The 17,676-nt window shown below is 38.2% G+C and carries 11 protein-coding genes and 6 pseudogenes; 13 read left to right on the forward strand and 4 right to left on the reverse strand.

From position 1 onward, the window contains the following. Positions 1-24 precede the first annotated feature (24 nt). Together nrtS and ACLKMH_RS12555 are read left to right on the forward strand one after the other, a co-directional pair. Complete coding sequence (nrtS, locus tag ACLKMH_RS12550) at positions 25-699, forward strand: nitrate/nitrite transporter NrtS (protein WP_413698485.1); 675 nt, start codon at positions 25-27, stop codon at positions 697-699. Next, the gene (locus tag ACLKMH_RS12555) at positions 644-1,018 is read left to right on the forward strand and encodes a methyl-accepting chemotaxis protein (RefSeq protein WP_413698486.1); all 375 of its coding nucleotides are present in this window, start codon (positions 644-646) and stop codon (positions 1,016-1,018) included. Before nrtS ends, ACLKMH_RS12555 begins: the two co-directional genes overlap by 56 nt. Positions 1,019-1,069: 51 nt before the next feature. On the opposite strand, the gene ACLKMH_RS12560 is transcribed toward ACLKMH_RS12555, so the two are convergent. After that, entirely contained in the window at positions 1,070-2,011 is a 942-nt protein-coding gene (locus ACLKMH_RS12560; RefSeq protein WP_413698487.1) for a tRNA-dihydrouridine synthase, read from the reverse strand. 145 nt (positions 2,012-2,156) lie between these two features. On the opposite strand from ACLKMH_RS12560, the pseudogene apt reads away from it, so the two are divergent. The 6 genes and pseudogenes from apt (at position 2,157) to ACLKMH_RS12590 (ending at position 7,488) form a co-directional block, all read left to right on the forward strand. Beyond that, positions 2,157-2,703, forward strand: a pseudogene (gene apt, locus ACLKMH_RS12565) (adenine phosphoribosyltransferase). A 5-nt stretch (positions 2,704-2,708) separates the two neighbouring features. Then, a complete protein-coding gene (gene dnaX, locus ACLKMH_RS12570; protein WP_413698488.1) occupies positions 2,709-3,341 on the forward strand; it encodes a DNA polymerase III subunit gamma/tau in 633 nt (210 codons plus the stop codon). Between the two features lie 7 nt (positions 3,342-3,348). After that, positions 3,349-3,713 (forward strand): annotated as a pseudogene (locus ACLKMH_RS12575) (DNA polymerase III subunit gamma/tau); the annotation flags it as partial. Between the two features lie 45 nt (positions 3,714-3,758). Then, positions 3,759-5,336, forward strand: coding sequence for a DNA polymerase III subunit gamma/tau C-terminal domain-containing protein (locus ACLKMH_RS12580; protein WP_413702337.1), 1,578 nt, complete (start codon positions 3,759-3,761; stop codon positions 5,334-5,336). A 102-nt stretch (positions 5,337-5,438) separates the two neighbouring features. Beyond that, positions 5,439-5,772, forward strand: a pseudogene (locus tag ACLKMH_RS12585) (YbaB/EbfC family nucleoid-associated protein). 951 nt (positions 5,773-6,723) lie between these two features. Next, positions 6,724-7,488: a substrate-binding periplasmic protein gene (locus tag ACLKMH_RS12590; protein ID WP_413698489.1), complete on the forward strand. Its 765-nt coding sequence runs from the start codon at positions 6,724-6,726 to the stop codon at positions 7,486-7,488. A 358-nt stretch (positions 7,489-7,846) separates the two neighbouring features. On the opposite strand, the gene ACLKMH_RS12595 is transcribed toward ACLKMH_RS12590, so the two are convergent. The 3 genes and pseudogenes from ACLKMH_RS12595 to ACLKMH_RS12605 all read right to left on the reverse strand — a co-directional run. After that, positions 7,847-8,236 carry a MerR family transcriptional regulator gene (locus ACLKMH_RS12595; protein WP_413698490.1) on the reverse strand — a complete coding sequence of 130 codons (390 nt, stop codon included), beginning with the start codon at positions 8,234-8,236 and terminating at the stop codon, positions 7,847-7,849. Between the two features lie 109 nt (positions 8,237-8,345). Continuing rightward, positions 8,346-10,601 (reverse strand): annotated as a pseudogene (locus ACLKMH_RS12600) (heavy metal translocating P-type ATPase). 177 nt (positions 10,602-10,778) lie between these two features. Then, positions 10,779-10,931, reverse strand: a pseudogene (locus ACLKMH_RS12605) (heavy-metal-associated domain-containing protein); the annotation flags it as partial. A gap of 242 nt (positions 10,932-11,173) precedes the next feature. On the opposite strand from ACLKMH_RS12605, the gene ACLKMH_RS12610 reads away from it, so the two are divergent. The 5 genes and pseudogenes from ACLKMH_RS12610 (at position 11,174) to ACLKMH_RS12630 (ending at position 17,619) form a co-directional block, all read left to right on the forward strand. Further along, complete coding sequence (locus ACLKMH_RS12610; protein ID WP_413698491.1) at positions 11,174-11,539, forward strand: hypothetical protein; 366 nt, start codon at positions 11,174-11,176, stop codon at positions 11,537-11,539. A gap of 167 nt (positions 11,540-11,706) precedes the next feature. Then, a complete protein-coding gene (locus tag ACLKMH_RS12615) occupies positions 11,707-13,017 on the forward strand; it encodes a TolC family protein (RefSeq protein WP_413698492.1) in 1,311 nt (436 codons plus the stop codon). A 12-nt stretch (positions 13,018-13,029) separates the two neighbouring features. Beyond that, positions 13,030-13,923: an efflux RND transporter periplasmic adaptor subunit gene (locus tag ACLKMH_RS12620; protein WP_413698493.1), complete on the forward strand. Its 894-nt coding sequence runs from the start codon at positions 13,030-13,032 to the stop codon at positions 13,921-13,923. A 19-nt stretch (positions 13,924-13,942) separates the two neighbouring features. After that, positions 13,943-14,485 carry an efflux RND transporter periplasmic adaptor subunit gene (locus ACLKMH_RS12625; protein ID WP_413698494.1) on the forward strand — a complete coding sequence of 181 codons (543 nt, stop codon included), beginning with the start codon at positions 13,943-13,945 and terminating at the stop codon, positions 14,483-14,485. Further along, a pseudogene (locus ACLKMH_RS12630) lies at positions 14,482-17,619 on the forward strand (efflux RND transporter permease subunit). Before ACLKMH_RS12625 ends, ACLKMH_RS12630 begins: the two are co-directional and overlap by 4 nt. Positions 17,620-17,676 lie beyond the last annotated feature (57 nt).

Below are 17,676 nucleotides of genomic sequence, written 5' to 3' on the forward strand. Positions count from 1 at the left end.
GTTAAATAAAAGGAATTCCTGAATATGTCCATGTTACATAAAAAAGCACTGTTAGTAGCATTAATTGTTGGCAGTATTTTGAACTTAATCAATCAATATCCGCAGATTATTTCTGAAAATTCGATTAATTGGTATCAAGTCATTTTTACCTATTCAGTGCCTTACTTAGTTTCATTTTTTAGCGCAAGAAGTGCCATAAATAAAAATACTAATAACCAAGCTGAGCGACCAACACAGTCAAGTGATCCCCTAATGGAATTCAAACAACTTGCTAAAGAGGCTTATCAGCAAACACAAGAGATAGCAATTAATGCTGGTGATGTTCATCATAGGGCTAAGTCTCGTGTTAGTTTTGTTGATGAAACCTTAATTGAGGTTAAATCGATGGCTAATGAATCACATTCCGTGGTTACATTGTCTGCGCAATCATTAGCGGGAATTGAGTCGGTTAACAAAAGCTTTTCTGCACTTGATGCACAGCAAGCTCAGTTTATGAATGAGTTCAAACAAGCGGGAAACTGGGCGAAGGAACTATTAAGTGAAACACAATCCTTTGCTGAAGAATTTAAAAAAATTGAAACAATGGCCAAAACCATCACAGCCATTTCATCACAAACTGATTTATTAGCATTAAATGCATCGATTGAAGTCGCAGCGTGCTGGCGAAGCAGGAAGAGGTTTTGCTGTTGTTGCCGATGAAGTAAAGAGTTTAGCTAACAAATCTGGCACTCATGCCGGGGAGATAAATCAATTAGTAGCTTCCTTATCAGATGCAAGTCATGAATTATCCAACAAGGTGAGTAGTTTTTCAGAGCAAATGAGTAAGCTAATTTTGCAACAGGATAATAGTCACAAAGAGGAAGTAATGGCATCAATAGACGCACTACTTGATAATATTAATCAAATGTCTGATAGTGCTAATAGTCAGCTTACTCTTGTAGATGAAATCGTGCCAAAAGTAGAAAAAATATCAGAGGACACTAAAGCCGCCGTAGCAGGTGCTCGCAACGAAATATAGATTTAAGTGAACAAATATCCTCACGACTTAAATTAATAAGTTGAGGTTAAGTTAAGCATGTGAGCGTTCATGGCGAATGGCTTCAAGCATTTCTGTTGTCGTCGTTATCTTTCGTACTTGGTGTAAAAATGTTAATGCTTGCGGTTGTTGTAAACGCATAAAAGTTAACCATTGCTTAATACGGTTAGGTAAATATTTTTCTTTGTCACCGTGGGTTTGAATAAACAGATATTCAATCATTAAATCCAAAGTTTGAGCCCAGGTATACGGTGCTTCTTTTTCCTTGATAACTTGGGCTAGGTTTGGCATTGCCAATGCGCCACGTCCAATCATCAAGCGTTCACAACCACTTATTTCCATGCAACGTTTGGCATCATCAAGGCTAAAAATATCTCCGTTAGCGGTTACTGGAATATTTATTGCGTCACGTATTTTTGCTATCCAATGCCAGTGAGCAGGAGGTCGGTAGCCTTCTTCTTTAGTTCGCGCGTGAACGGCTAATTCATCGGCACCAGCCTCTGCAATCGCCTGTGCATTTTCAATTGCTAGGGATTTATCTTCATAACCTAAACGAATTTTGGCGCTCAAAATTTGATTAGTAGGCATAATCTCACGAACTTCTTTAACTATGCTATATAGCGTTTCTGGACATTTTAATAAGACAGCTCCCCCTTTACTTTTATTAACGGCCTTTGCAGGACAACCAAAGTTAAGATCAATACCATCAGAGCCAACATGCAGTGCTTTACTGGCATTTTCAGCAAGGCAACGTGGGTTTTGTCCTAATAATTGAATGCGCACTGGGGTACCAGACGCCGTTTTACTGTCATTATAAAGTTCAGGACTTAAACGGCGAAATACTTTGGCTGGTAATCTTAGCTCAATAACACGAACAAATTCCGTCACACAAAGATCGATCCCTCCCAAAGAGGTTAATAATTGGCGCATGTGATGATCCATAACACCTTCCATGGGAGCAAGGGTGACTTTCATATAAATAGCTACTCAAAATAAAAAGGAGCGTAGTATACCTTGAGTAAACAAAAAAGATATTATCGATCAATAATTGATGCAAATCCTTGCACATCATTCTCTGACTATTTACCCTATGGGCTGAATCATAATATGAGTAAAAGTAATGAACGTAAGCGCACAAGAATTAATCAAAAATAGCATCAAAAGTATCCCTGATTACCCAATTGAAGGCATTATTTTTCGTGATGTCACTAGCCTGATTGAAAATGGAGAAGCTTTCGTCGCTACTATTTCAGAATTCGTAGCTCGATATAAAGACATGAAAATTGATAAAGTAGTTGGTACTGAAGCCCGTGGTTTTATTTTTGGTGCACCATTAGTCTAGCGCTATTGGGGCTGGTTTTGTGCCAGTTCGCAAACCTGGAAAATTACCAAGAAATACCATTGAAGAAGACTACACCCTTGAATATGGTGTTGATACTTTACAAATTCATACCGATGCTATTAAAGAAGGTGAAACCGTTTTATTAATGGATGATCTATTAGCAACGGGTGGTACTGCAGAAGCCTCTGTTAAACTGATCCAACGTTTAGGCGGCATTGTGCTAGAATCAGCTTTCGTAATTGAATTACCAGCTTTAAATGGTGCGGAAAAACTAAAACAATTAGGTGTCCCGCTGTTTTCCTTAATTAGCTTCGAAGGCGAGTAATCTTAGTGAGTTATCAAGTTTTAGCCCGAAAATGGCGCCCGCAGAACTTTTCGCAAGTTGTTGGGCAACCACATGTATTAACAGCCTTGAGCAATGGTTTAGCACAAAATAGAGTGCATCATGCTTATTTGTTTAGTGGTACTCGAGGTGTAGGTAAAACTACCATCGCACGTATTCTGGCAAAAAGTCTAAACTGTGAACAGGGAGTCACTGCAACTCCCTGTGGAAAATGCGAACACTGTGTCGCTATTGATCAAGGACGCTTTGTTGATTTATTAGAAATCGATGCGACTTCTCGGACTAAAGTTGATGATACCCGTGAATTACTGGATAACGTACAATATAAACCCGCAGTAGGGCGCTATAAAGTGTACTTAATCGATGAAGTACACATGCTTTCTAAGCATAGTTTTAATGCGTTATTAAAAACCCTAGAAGAACCGCCTGAATATGTAAAATTTCTACTGGCGACCACTGATCCGCAAAAACTGCCTATTACAGTTTTATCGCGTTGCTTGCAATTTCATCTAAAAGCTATTCTGCCTGAACAGATAGAAGGGCAGTTAGAGCATATATTACAACATGAAAAAGCGACCTTTGAGCATCAAGCACTTAATATTATTGCTAAGGTACGCTGATGGCAGTATGCGTGATGCATTAAGTTTAACGGATCAAGCCTTAGCATTTGGCGCAGGTAATATAGAATATCAAGCAGTACTAAAAATGCTGGGTACGCTTGATAATAGCCATCTGCACTATTTGTTGCATTTTATTGCGTCAGGAAATGTAGTTAAGGTATTTCAGAAAATAGAAGAGTTTGTATCATTAGGTGCTGATTTTGCAAAATTGCATCAAGAATTGGCGGGACTCTGTCATCAAATAGCTCTGCAAAGCAATTACAAAGAAATACATCAAGCGGTGAAAAGTCTGCGATTCAACTATTAAGTGAACGCCTAAGCCCCGAAGAAGTGCAACTTTATTATCAAATCGCATTAGAAGGATATAAAGATTACCGCTTTGCACCAAATGGCAAAGTCGCTCTTGAAATGACAGTGATGCGTTTACTGGCTTTTAAACCAGCCAATTATATTGAACTGGATGAGACACAATTAGGTAAAAGCACTGAACAAGATGAAACAGTATCAGCGACTAAAGCACCGCATGATCCTGTTTCTCAAGTAACAACTGAACCCGTCGCGAGTCCTATTCGTGAAACTTCTCCCGTTGATATAAACCAAGTACAGCCTGCAAGTGAGCAATTATCAGCAGAATTACCAGTTAGTCAACCGGTGAAGGAAGAGATCACTGAGCCTGTTGTATTAGATGCACAAATTCCTGAACAAAGCTTTCAGCCAACAATACCTGATATGCCTCCATCGGCACCTATTCAAGAAGAAGTACAAGAACCACTTCAAAGTATGCCTCCATCGGCACCTATTCAAGAAGAAGTGCAAGCGCCACAGCAAAGCATGCCTGAGCAAGTCGATATTACAAAAGAAGTGCCACTTCAAGTTGATCCTCAACAATCAGTGAAACAACTTACTAGCTCCCGTAATATGTTACGCAGTCATCGTTTAAAGCGAAATGAAATAAAAAGTTACAGGCGACAGCGGGGACTGATCTTAGCAAAGATGAGCCTGTTGTCGCAGACTCGCCCTGAAAATGAAAAAAATAGCTCTGACAATTCAATCAAAGAACAACAGACTTTTGCCTCCGATGTAGTTGTCGAGTCTATTCCTAATGTACAAGCGCCTATTAAGCAAACACACCAGGAAGCATCTACATTTAATCCGCAACAGGAAGCATTAAGCAGTCAGTCAGAAGAGAAATTCACCAATCAGCTGGTGGAGCAACCTGAAAAGCAACCAGATGATCAGGCCAATTATTCCTTTGAAGATTCTTATATGGATCAGTTTAGTGATTCCTATCAGGATGCTTATTCAGGCAATGATTATGACCCCTATATTCCACCAGAAGAAATGCAAAGTGTTGTAGCGCAACCACAGGAAAGATCCGAACAGGCACCAACTCAAGATAAATTATCAAAGGTAGTAGAACCTGAAATCTTAACAAAACCTCTTACTGAATCTATTCTTGAACCGATTATAGAACCTCCTTTACCTGAGCCTAAAGCAATAACAGCAAAATCACCTGTTGAGCTTAATGATACTCCCTTAGGTAAACACCCATTTTTTAGTGCTCAGGAAGTGGAAAGTGTAGATATAGATAAAGCTAAATATGTAGAGGATAAATTAACTGATCCTTGGTCATTAGCGATTCAACAAATGCAAATACAAGGTTTTGCTAAGCTTTTAGCTAAGCATAGTGTGATGAAAAAAACACATGATCAAATAATCTTAACGCTTAAAGCTTCGCAACAACATTTACTTAGTGATGGAAAATTGTGCGAAGAGCTTCAGGCACAGTTGAAAAATCATTTTGGAGCCCAATATAATATGTATATTGAAGTGGGCAATGTTGAAGGGCAGTTAACACCCTTTGAATCAGAGGAAGCGCTTTATGAGCAATATCTGATTAATGCCAAGCACGCTATTATTGAAGACGAAAATATTAAAGCCTTAGTTAATAACTGTGGTGCAAAAGTCTATGAAAATAGCGTGATACCACTATAATAGTGATTATCTAAATCAAAACAAGATTGCTTATCATTAATGATTGGTTTCTAATTTAAAAATAATAATAAGCAATATATATTTATAACAGTGAGAAAGAATATGTTCAATGGTAAAGGTGGCATGGGCGATTTAATGAAAAAAGCCCAAGAAATGCAAGCAAATATGCAAAAAGCACAGGCAGAAATTGCTAACACAGAAGTGGTTGGTGAGTCTGGTGCTGGTCTCGTTAAAATTACCTTATTAGGTAATCACAATGTACGTCGCGTTGAAATAGATCCTGAATTAATGGCTGATGATAAAGAGATGCTAGAAGACTTAATCGCGGCAGCCTATGAACGATGCAGTTCGTCGCGTCGAAGAAGTCAACAAATCTAAAATGAGTGGCTTAACAGGTGGTATGGATTTACCGCCAGGCTTCAAAATGCCTTTTTAGTAATTAAGTAAAATAAAATCAATGTCTTGAATTCCTACTCTCAGTTGAGGGACATATAGGGGGCAAGACATTATCATTTTCAATTTATTAAAAAAGAAAAACAGCCGAACAATAATGATGACTGTTTTTGAAAAAGATATATTGCGATGTATTACAACGGATTTTTATTTAATTTTTTAGCAAGCTCATTTCGATAATCTGGTTTTTAATTAGGAGTCCACTTCCCTTATATTTTCTGGATCGCACTCCAATCTCCTAACCGCCCAGCTAACCAAATAATATCTGCTCCGGCCATTAACATTTAACTCGCAAATGTGTGATGTGAATGATATTGAGGTCTTGTGTTAAATTAGCCACTATTAACCAACTCTCCCATTTTTTGGAAACTGAAGTTAGTTCGGGCCTTAAATATGGTGTGTCTGCTCGACTTAACAATACTCTATGTCTTTCAACTATTTTAGTTTTTTCATATTTATAATACACAGTTTCTAAAAGCGTAGGTTTATTAAATTGGCGCATTATTACTCCCATTGCCTTTAGCATTAATTCAATTGTTCGAATTGATGTAAATGTTTTAGGAGGTTTCAAATTTCCTTTACGATGACCAATATTATATTTCACCATGTATTAGGACATTATCTAAATCAATATCTTCCCAAGCCATTGCTTTTAATTCTTCAGGCTTCATGACACCCTTAATGGGAACTACCTGCAATTGTATTTCAACAGCCTTTGATCTATTAAAAAATTAATATATCTCGGTTATTACTCTTATATTTTTATCTGGATTTTTTCTAGCTAATATAATACTGATCCGATTATGTTTTTTCTATACATTAAACGGCACATTATGAGATAAATAATATTACTTGCTATACTCTAAAACTAGTGTCCAAAATTACTTAAACACTACAAAGAGACTAGAAATCATTTTAAATAAAGGAAATAAGAATGAAGCTAAGTTTATTTTTCCTATACGTTTTTTGGTTATTTTTATTTTCTGTTAACGCACAAGCGGAAAGGTTTACTTTTGCGGTTGCTGAAAACGAAGCTCCTTTAAGTTATCAACAGGAGGGTATCGTCACGGGTATTATTCCTGAAATAATCACGTTGATTTTTAGTTATTTGCCTCGTCACCAAGTAACGCTAAAGTCATATCCTTGGAGCCGAGCTCAAGTTCAGGTGGAGTATGATAAAGCAGATGGTTTTTTGACGTACCCATCGAAAAGACGGAAACAGTATTCGCACTTTACGTCAAGCCATGCTTATAAGTTAGACTTTGGATTTCTTATTTACCATAAAAACAATACTAACCGCTCTATCATTGAATCAGCAAACAGCTTTGAAGATTTAGGAAATCTAAAAATTATTACTCAAAAAGGGGCTGAGTGGGAGTCCGATAATATTCCTGAATTTATGCAAAAGCTTGAAGCAAATAATCTGTACACGATGCTTCATTGGTTACTGCGAAGAGAGCAGGGGGACTTTTTAATTGCGATACCTGAGCAAGCTAAATACCTTGCTAAAAAGTTCGGTTATCAACATTTGATTGCTTACCGCCATGTCGACTTTATCAACGACTCCCAGATCCCATTTCATCTTGGAGTGCGTCAATCTCACCCTTTTGCTAGAGAACTTACTGAAGAGGTTGATGTTGTGCTGAAAAATGAAGTGTTTCGTAAACAGGTCCAGGATATAGTCGCTCGTTATCGCTAGTTATTTAAACTCGGTGCTCCTCATCATAGGGTAAACTGCGCAATAAGCGAAAAATGAGAGCTAAATATAATTTTGTGAGTGGGGTGATATATCGGCACTGACTCAAATGACATTAATTGCTTTTGATAATGCGTTAACCTATGACTAGGTACATCCTAAACTGTTGTGACTGAGTAATATTGGTCGCTGGTTTGTATGTTTCAATTAGTAAAGGGAGAATTAGCAATTTGCTTTCGTAGCTCGCTTCCGCTCACAAACTCACTTCCTCAGAAGCATGTAAAACTAGCTAAGTAATATTCGTCTAAATTGTCACAGAATTAAAAAACTTAAGAAAAGTGTCTTGTTTAATTGAAGCAGATCAGTTTGAAAATGCATCAATAATAGGACAGTCCGGTTTATCATCACCGCAACATTTATCGGTAATATTTTTTAAGCTTTCTAACAATACGAGTTCTCTGTTAATTTTCGCTTGTAACGCTTCTATTTTCAGCGAGAGTATTGCTTTGACGTCAGTACTTTTTCTATTGTGATTATCTGCCAGGGCCAATAACTCTTTACTCTCTTTTAAGCTAAATCCCGCATCTTTGGTTTTTTTAATAAAACGTAGGCGATTAATAAGCGAGTCAGGGTAGTAGCGGTAATCATTCTCTGTTCTTGGAGGCGCAGATATAAGTCCTATTTGTTCGTAATAACGAATCGATTTTATTGATAAATCGGTTGCTTTAGCAACTTGGCTAATTGTGAGCATATCTCTATTCCCCTTTTTTATTTTTATTAGAAGGGTAAAGCCAAAACCACCAAATAATTAATGCAATTAAACTGATACCAATAAGGTTAGTAAGAAACATAATTCACTCCTAATGATCCTGTGGTTTAAATAAACGTAAACGATTAGCATTGCTGACTACCGTTAATGAAGAAAGCGCCATTGCTCCGCCTGCAATAACGGGGCTGAGTAATATCCCAAAGAATGGGAATAAAATACCCGGCCGCAAAAGGCACGCCTGCCACATTATAAATAAAGGCGCCGAATAGGTTCTGTTTGATGTTAGTTAACGTGGCTTTACTCACTGCAATCGCATCGGCTAAACCATGTAAAGAGCCAGCGCATTAAAGTGATATCAGCGCTTTCGATGGCGATATCGGTCCCAGTACCAATAGCGAAACCGACATCAGCCAACACGAGTGCGGGAGCATCATTGATGCCATCTCCGGTCATTCCAACGATCTCTCCTTGAGCTTGTAATTCAGCTACTTTTTGTGATTTTTCTTCAGGTAACACTTCTGCAAAGAACTCTTTTATGCCTACTTTTTCTGCCACTGCTTTTGCGGTTGCTTGGTTATCACCGGTCAACATGATCACACGAATACCATTTTTTTGTAATCGCTGGATAGCTGAAATTGAATCTTCTTTTATCGGATCTGCAACTGCAATAATAGCCTCTAATTTACCGTTGATAGCAAAAAACATGGGTGTTTTAGCGTCGCTTGCCATTGCTTGACTGATATCTAAGTCACTTTTATCAAGACTGATACTTTGCTCTATCATCAGCTTTTGGTTCCCGAAAAATAGCTGTTGATGGTGAACAACACCTTCTACGCCTTGACCTACAATGGCATTAAATTTTGCGACTTTATCCATTTTTAAATCTAATTCCTTTGCCGATTCTACTATCGCTTCTGCTAATGGATGTTCAGAGGCAATTTCCAAGCTGGCTACAAGTTGCAATATGTGATTTTTATCCATTGTATTGACGCTATGAATATCAGTCACTTTTGGTTCGCCCAAGGTTATAGTGCCGGTTTTATCCAATACCATGACGGATATTTTTGATGCACTTTGTAGCGCTTCACCATTGCGAATTAACACGCCAGCTTCGGCGGCTTTGCCCACACCAACCATCACGGACATAGGAGTCGCTAATCCTAGGGCACAGGGGCAAGCAATAATCAGTACCGTTGTCGCAGAGACTACTGCAAAGGCAAGGCTTGGCTCGGGGCCAAAATTTAACCATACCAAAGCGCTAGCAATTGAAATGATCATAATAGTTGGTACAAAATAGGTCGCAATAACGTCAGCTAAACGTCCTATTGGTGGTTTAGAACTTTGTGCCCGTTTAACCATATTAATGATTTTTGCGAGAGCGGTATCTTTGCCTATTCGTGTTGCCTTAAAAATAATAGAACCGCTTTTATTAATGGTACCAGCAACGACATCGTCACCGACTATTTTTGTCACTGGCATGGGTTCGCCCGTGAGCATTGATTCATCAATACTTGTTTTTCCTTCACTAACTATACCATCCACAGAGATGCACTCTCCTGGGCGAACCACGCAGTAAATCATTGATTAATACTTCTTCAATGGGGATATCAATTTCTTTGTTTTCACGAATCACACGTGCTGTTTTAGGTTGTAATCCAATTAATCGCTGTATTGCTTCGCTTGTTCGGCCACGGGCTTTCACTTCCAATGCTAATCCTAAATTAATTAACCCTATAATCATGGCGCTGGCTTCAAAGTAAACATGTCTCGCCATTTCAGGTAAAGCGAGTGGGAAAATAACCACTACCATTGAGTATAACCAAGCTGTCCCGGTACCTAAGGCAATTAAAGTATCCATATTGGCATTATGATTTACAAAAGCTTTCCAAGCTCCGATATAGAAATGCTTACCCGCAAAGTACATGACTGCTACGCAAATTAATCCCACCAACAACCAGATGGCACGTTCACCATTTGAGTTCACTGTCATTGGTCCACCCAGTAGGCTATAAACCATTAAGGGCATGCCTAAGCCCAAGCCAATCCACATTTGTAATATCAGCTTTTGGTAATATTTTTGCTCTGTTTTGTCTTTTTCATCAAGCAGTTGTTCATCGCTGGCATTGCCTGTACTTTTGGCGTGATAACCTGTCGCTTCAATGGTTTCGATAATAGCTTCTTCTTTAATATTGCCAGTAACAGAAATGGTGCGAAGTGCAAAGTTCATTTGAGCATGTTGCACCCCAGGTAGTATATTTAAAGCCTTTTCTATTTTGCTCACGCAACTTGCACAGGTTGCGCCTTCTATTAGCAGTTCTTGGGTATGAATTTGAGAAACTGATGCAATTGGGCTATCGACGGGAAGCTCTGGCTTGGATTTGGCGATATTTTCTGTTTCGTTATCAATTTCATTAACAATAGCGTCAGCGTTACTTTTGCCATCGAGATCAGTCTCTAAAAAGGTTTTATATCCTTTTTGGTCAATTAACTTTAGTACAGATTTTATGGTGTCTTCATAATCGACACTTTCATTGATCGTGAGTTCGGCCCTACTTGATGAAAAGTCGACTGTGGCACTTACGCCTTCTATTTCATTGAATGCTGTTTGTAATCGATTCGCGCAACCATTACAGGACATACCATAAATTGACGATGTGAAATGTTTAGGTAAAGACATACTTTTCTCCTTATACCTTTATCAATTTTGAGCTTTAAGTGATGGAGTGTGTATTAATTTTTATGAACTACGTCATTTAACAGTAAGTTTAAACCTTCCCCTTGGGTAAAGGTCAAGTCGATTTCTTTTAATTATTTTAATAAAAAACTTGACCCTTCCCTTAGGTCATAGGTTAAAGTTATTATTAATTCATTTGATTGTTTGAAACTAAAACACTTAGCTGTGATTATTGATATAAAAATATGAAACGATTTATTACTTTAATTTTGATGTTTGCAATGCTTGTTACTTTCACTCAGAAAGCAACGGCTTTCCCACATCTGTTGGTAAATGAAACGTCTTCTATGAGTCATTGTTCAATGCCCAAGAGCTCAGATATTTCACACATGAAAATGGGTATGATGGTAGATTGTGAAAATGAAAATACATCAATGTCTATGGGTTGTCAGAATGATTGTGACCTGATGAGCATGGGGTCTGTACTTTATTTTAATGAACACTTTTATACTGTGCATCAAATCAAATCGCAACTTGCTTACCAAACGAATATTACTGCTTCACCTTATTATTTCCCAGAATCTTTGTATCGCCCTCCTTTTTTAAATTAATTTTAATCGCAGTTCATTCCTCTTAATAAATTATCTGAGATGAGCTGAAAATCTTGTTGCGTTTTAATTTTTTAAAGCGCTGAAAATCAAAATTAATTTTATTTCTCAAACGTTCTTAAAAACTGTCTATTGGTTTTATTTTTAAGGCGTACGAGTCAAGGAAAGTGATGATGAAAATCACCCAATCTGTTTTAGTGCAGTCACTATTAATACCTAAAATAGCCCTAAATGGCTTATTTAGTTTCACACTATTATTTAGTTTCACACTATTATTTAGTTTTAACCTTTTCGCTCAAAGTATCAGTCTTAGCGATGCTGAGACTTTAGCCGTTGAATCTGATCCCGCTCAAAAAGCATATCTATCCCAGAAAACTAGTTTAATTTCTCAAGGAGTCGCCGTCTCAACACTTGCAGACCCGATGGTTAAACTAGGTATTGCTAATGTACCTACGGATAGCTTTCGCTTAGATCAAGAGGCCATGACGCAAATGACGGTTGGTCTTGCACAACAATTTAGTCGTGGAGCACAACCTGAACTAGCTCAAAAAGGGTTTAATCAACGCTCTGAAATTGCTGTATTTCAAGGTTTAGATCGTCAATTAAATGTTAAAAAAATGGTGCGAGGGTTATGGCTGAACATTCTGCTAATTGATAAATCTTTAGAGATTGTAAAAGAAAATAAAACTTTGTTTATAAGTTTTTATCGAGATTTAGAATCGAAATTTGCTTTAGGTTTAGCTGAGAATGAAGACCTCATATTAGCCGAAATAGAAATTAATAAATTCGATGAAAAGCTGTCTGCCTTAAATCAGAATTCATTCAATTATCGAAATTTGCTTAGGGAGTATATTGGCGAGCACGCTTATCAAGAATTGCCAAATGAGTCGCCTCAATGGTCTGAAACTAGTGCCTACATTAATGCACAAAAGAATAATAATGAACATTACCTGTTACTTGCTAATCACCCTCAAGCGAAAATGTTATCACAAAGTATTTTAGTCGCTGACAATAGTATTGAGTTTGCAAAACAAGCTTATAAACCGCAGTTTAAAGTTGAAGTTGGTTATGGGCATAGACAGGGTGATAGAGCTGATTTATTAAGTGGCTTTGTGACCATGGATATTCCGTTGTTTACTGATAAGCGACAGGATCAAACACTTATTTCTGCGCAACAAATTAAAGGTCAGAAACAAGCTGAACATCGTTTATTACTACGACGCTTAAATGCATCTTTAAATGCAGAAATTAGTAATTTTCAGCAATTAACAGCGCGTATCACACGCTATCAAGAAAGCTTATTAAAGCAAGCGAACCTACATACCACCTTATTAGAGCAAAGTTATCAATCAAATACGCGTTCCTTTAAGGAGGTTATTGATGCTTACATTCATGAGCAAAACCTCTCTTTAGAATATCAACAGCTATATTTTGATGGACTTAAAAGCCTTTCTAATATCCGTTACTTTCAGGCACTTTAATAGGAAATTATCATGCGTTATTTATTAGTTTTAATCTTGGGTTTAGTAGTGGGCTTCTTCGCCACTCAGAATGAAAGAATCAATCGTTTATTAGTTGGAAAAGAAGCGTGGTCAGAGCCTGAAATCTTGTATTGGGTTGCGCCAATGGATGCCAACTATCGTCGAGATAAAGCAGGGAAATCCCCCATGGGTATGGACTTAGTACCTGTTTATGCAGAAACCGATGCGGAAGCAGAAAAAGCTGAGCCAAAAATTTTATACTGGGTTGCGCCGATGGATGCTAACTACCAACGAGATAAACCAGGTAAATCACCAATGGGCATGGATTTGGTGCCTGTCTATGAGGAAGAAGGTGGCGAGACTGAAGCTGGATTGGTCACTATTTCTGCCGCCGTAGAAAATAATCTCGGTGTACGAACTGGTACAGTGGTTAAAGAAGATTTTCACATTCCAATTCATACATTAGGCACAGTGCAAGCTAACGATGATGCCGTTTGGCAAATCAATAGTCGTGTATCTGGCTGGATTGAAAAACTCTATGTGCGCTCTATTGGAACTGAAGTTCAAAAAGGACAGCCACTTTTTGAGCTTTATTCACCGGAACTTGTGAAAGCACAAGAGTCTTTATTTAATGCTATTAACCTCAATCGTAGTGCGTTAATCAGCTCTTCTAAAGCACGTTTAGAAGTATTAGGGGTGAGCAGTGGGCAAATTAAAAGCATCATTAAAAATAAAAAAGTATTACAAAATATCACTATTTTTGCACCACAAAAAGGCACTATTTCAGAGCTAAAATTAAATGAAGGTGCATTTATTTCACCTGCAACACAAGTGATTAAAGCGGTTAATTTAGACACCGTATGGGTAGATGTTGAGGTGTTTGCTTGCACAAGTTTCATTGATTAAGCTTAATGATGTAGCCAGCATGACATTAGATTATTTTCCTGGCCAACAGTGGGATGGAAAGGTCGATTTTATTTACCCTGAAATGAATGCAAATAATCGTACTTTACGAGTGCGAGTGCAATTCGATAATCCTACTGCACAACTGAAACCTAACATGTTTGCGAGTATTGTTTTGAGCCCTGATATGAGCCAAAAACGTTTACAAATCCCACGTGAAGCGGTGATTTATACCGGTAATATGAACCGTGTTGTATTAGCGAAAGGTGATGGTCAGTTTAAATCAGTGATTGTTAAATTAGGGTTAGAAAATAAAACCTCAGTAGAAGTGTTATCGGGTTTAACTGAAGGTCAAAAAATTGTTACTTCTGCACAGTTCTTATTAGATTCGGAATCTAGTATCAATGCGGATTTTGATCGTATGTTAGAGATAGAAAAAAATAAAGAAATGCAACCAGTGCAAGAAGAAGATGATCTGGATTGGTTAGATCTAGGTGCAGACTTTAATTCTCATTTGTCACAAAAACCACGTTTCGAGATCGTGTCTAAAGAGGTGACACTATGATTGCTCACATCATTAATTGGTCAATTAAAAACCGCATTATGGTTTTATTGATCACCTTTGCGATTGTCGCTTATGGGGTGTTTTCTATTCAAAAAACACCCATCGATGCGATTCCAGACCTGTCAGATGTACAAGTAATTGTTAAAACGAGTTATCCAGGGCAAGCACCGCAAGTGGTTGAAGATCAAGTCACTTACCCTTTAACCACTGCAATGTTATCAGTACCTGGTGCAAAAACAGTACGCGGTTATTCATTTTTTGGTGACTCCTATGTGTATATCATTTTTGATGATAATACCGATATGTATTGGGCGCGTTCACGAGTGCTTGAGTACCTTTCACAGGTAGCACCTGATTTACCTAAAGAGGCGCGTTCAGCATTAGGGCCAGATGCGACAGGTGTTGGTTGGATCTTTAGTTATGCCTTAGTTGATAAGAGCGGGAAACATGATTTAAGTGAATTACGCAGTTTACAAGATTGGTTTTTAAAATTTGAATTACAAACGGTTGCCGGCGTCTCTGAAGTGGCGACGGTGGGTGGTATGGTTAAACAATATCAAGTACGTGTTGATCCTAATAAATTACGTGCTTATAACATGTCAGCTCAATCAAATCAGCAAAGCGATTCAAAATGCAAATCAAGAAAGAGGCGCTAGTGTTATCGAGATGGGTGAAGCGGAGTATATGGTACGTACATCCGGTTACATCTCTTCGATTGATGATCTTAAATCTATTCCCTTGCATGTTAACGCGCAGGGTACGCCATTATTGTTAGGCGATGTTGCCACTATTAATTTGGGTCCACAAATGCGTCGTGGTATCACTGAACTTAATGGTGAAGGTGAAGTGGTCAGTGGTGTGATTGTGATGCGTTTTGGTGAAAATGCACAGGGTGTTATTTCTGCTGTCAAAAACAAACTCAAAGATTTACAAAAAAGCCTGCCTGATGGTGTTGAAATTATTCCAACATATGATCGCTCTGAATTAATCAATAATGCTGTTGACAATTTATACCTTAAGTTACTCGAAGAATTTATCGTGGTGATTTTAGTGTGTCGCTTTCTTATTTCATTTTCGTTCATCCCTCGTGGTGTTATTCAGTTTACCTGTTGGTATTTTTGTCGCATTTATCATCATGTCATGGCAGGGGATTAATGCCAATATCATGTCATTAGGAGGTATTGCTATTGCCATCGGTGCGATGGTAGATGGTGCTATTGTGATGATAGAAAATGTGCATAAACACATGGAAAAGGTCGAACTCACTGATGAAAATCGCTGGCAGATCATTAGTAAAGCGACGCTTGAAGTGGGGCCTGCACTGTTTTTCTCATTATTAATTATCACTTTTAGTTTTTTACCTGTGTTTGCCTTAGAAGGGCAATCAGGAAAAATGTTCTCTCCATTAGCTTTTACAAAAACCTATGCAATGGGCGCTTCCGCAGGGCTTGCGATAACTTTGATCCCTGTATTAATGGGCTATTTTATTCGTGGAAAAGTAATGCCTGAGCATAAAAATCCATTAAATAGATTCTTAGTTGCATTATATAAACCGGTGTTGGCTTTTAGCCTGCGTTTTCCAAAACTTGCAATTTGCTTTGCATTAGTCGTCCTAGCAGTGGGTTTTTATCCTGTAAGTAAAATCGGTAGTGAGTTTATTCCGCCATTGGATGAAGGTGATCTCATGTATATGCCAACCACTTACCCTGGTATTTCTATCGGTAAGGCACGTGAGTTATTGCAGCAAACTAATAAGCTGATTAAAACTGTGCCTGAAGTAAAAACAGTCTGGGGAAAAATAGGCAGAGCAGAGACTGCAAGCGATCCTGCGCCACTCACCATGATTGAAACCACCATTCAATTTAAACCAAAAGAGCAATGGCGAGTTGGCATGACCAAGAAAATGTTAACTGATGAACTTAACAGCCTCATTCAGTTTCCAGGAGTAACAAATGCATGGGTAATGCCAATTAAAACCCGTATTGACATGCTGGCAACGGGTATTAAAACCCCGATTGGTATCAAAATAGCGGGGGCTGATCTCGGTGAAATTGAAAAAATAGGTAAGCAAATTGAAACTATCTTAAAAGATGTTGAGGGCACAACCTCTGTATACGCAGAGCGTGTGACAGGAGGGCGTTATGTAAAAGTCGATATCAACCGCGAGAAAGCGGGGCGTTATGGATTAAACATAGCTGAAATTCAAGAGCTTGTTGCTGTTGCCATTGGTGGTAAAAACATTACCGAAACCATCGAAGGCTTAGAGCGTTACCCGGTGAATTTACGTTACCCCAATGATTATCGTGACTCAGTTACTGCGCTGAAAAGCCTGCCTATTGTGACACCAAGCAAAATGAATATTAGCTTAGCTGATGTTGCCAACGTTTATATCGAAGCGGGTGCTCCGATGATAAAAACAGAAAATGCACGCCTTAACGGTTGGATTTATGTGGACATCGAAAATGTCGATTTAGGTAGTTATGTTAAAAATGCACAACGTATTGTGAATGAGCAAATAATTTTACCTGGTGGTTACTCATTGGCTTGGTCAGGTCAATATGAATACATGGAAAAAGCTAATGCGCGTTTAGCAAAAGTAATTCCTGTGACTTTCGCGATTATCGTTATTTTACTTTATTTAGCATTTCGTCGAGTGGGTGAAGTGTTACTAATTTTATCTACCTTACCCTTTGCATTAATGGGGGGCGTTTGGTTGATGTTTCTGCTTGGTTTCAATTTTTCAGTGGCAGTTGGTGTTGGTTTCATTGCCCTTGCAGGCGTGTCGATAGAGATTGGTGTGATCATGCTTATCTATTTAAATCAATCCTTACAAGCCAAGCGAGATCAACGTCTTAGACTTTTTAATATTGAAGATTTAAAAGACGCAGTGACAGAGGGAGCAGGATTACGTGTGCGTCCTGTGATGATGACGGTTGCTGTCGTTGTGATGGGATTAGTACCGATTATGTATGGTGATGGTACAGGTTTCAGAGGTAATGCAACGTATTGCGACGCCAATGATAGGCGGTATGGTGAGCGCGGTTATTTTAACCTTACTTATTTTACCAGCGGTGTATTTCCAATGGAAAAAAATAGCTTTGCGTAAACAATTTAATAGTAATCAATCAAGTTAGGCTCGCTTTCTTTCTTAATGTTAGAAAGCGGAAAATAAAAGTAGTTAAACAGTAATT

This window comes from Psychromonas sp. KJ10-10 (genome assembly GCF_047323245.1).
Taxonomy (GTDB): Bacteria; Pseudomonadota; Gammaproteobacteria; order Enterobacterales; family Psychromonadaceae; genus Psychromonas.

Coding starts and splice junctions, on each gene's coding strand:
- ACLKMH_RS12590 (WP_413698489.1), top strand. CDS start 6,724: ATGAAGCTAAGTTTATTTTTCCTATACGTTTTTTGGTTATTTTTATTT.
- ACLKMH_RS12580 (WP_413702337.1), top strand. CDS start 3,759: ATGCGTTTACTGGCTTTTAAACCAGCCAATTATATTGAACTGGATGAG.
- ACLKMH_RS12560 (WP_413698487.1), bottom strand. CDS start 2,011: ATGAAAGTCACCCTTGCTCCCATGGAAGGTGTTATGGATCATCACATG.
- ACLKMH_RS12620 (WP_413698493.1), top strand. CDS start 13,030: ATGCGTTATTTATTAGTTTTAATCTTGGGTTTAGTAGTGGGCTTCTTC.
- ACLKMH_RS12625 (WP_413698494.1), top strand. CDS start 13,943: ATGACATTAGATTATTTTCCTGGCCAACAGTGGGATGGAAAGGTCGAT.
- ACLKMH_RS12595 (WP_413698490.1), bottom strand. CDS start 8,236: ATGCTCACAATTAGCCAAGTTGCTAAAGCAACCGATTTATCAATAAAA.
- ACLKMH_RS12615 (WP_413698492.1), top strand. CDS start 11,707: ATGATGAAAATCACCCAATCTGTTTTAGTGCAGTCACTATTAATACCT.
- nrtS (WP_413698485.1), top strand. CDS start 25: ATGTCCATGTTACATAAAAAAGCACTGTTAGTAGCATTAATTGTTGGC.
- ACLKMH_RS12610 (WP_413698491.1), top strand. CDS start 11,174: ATGAAACGATTTATTACTTTAATTTTGATGTTTGCAATGCTTGTTACT.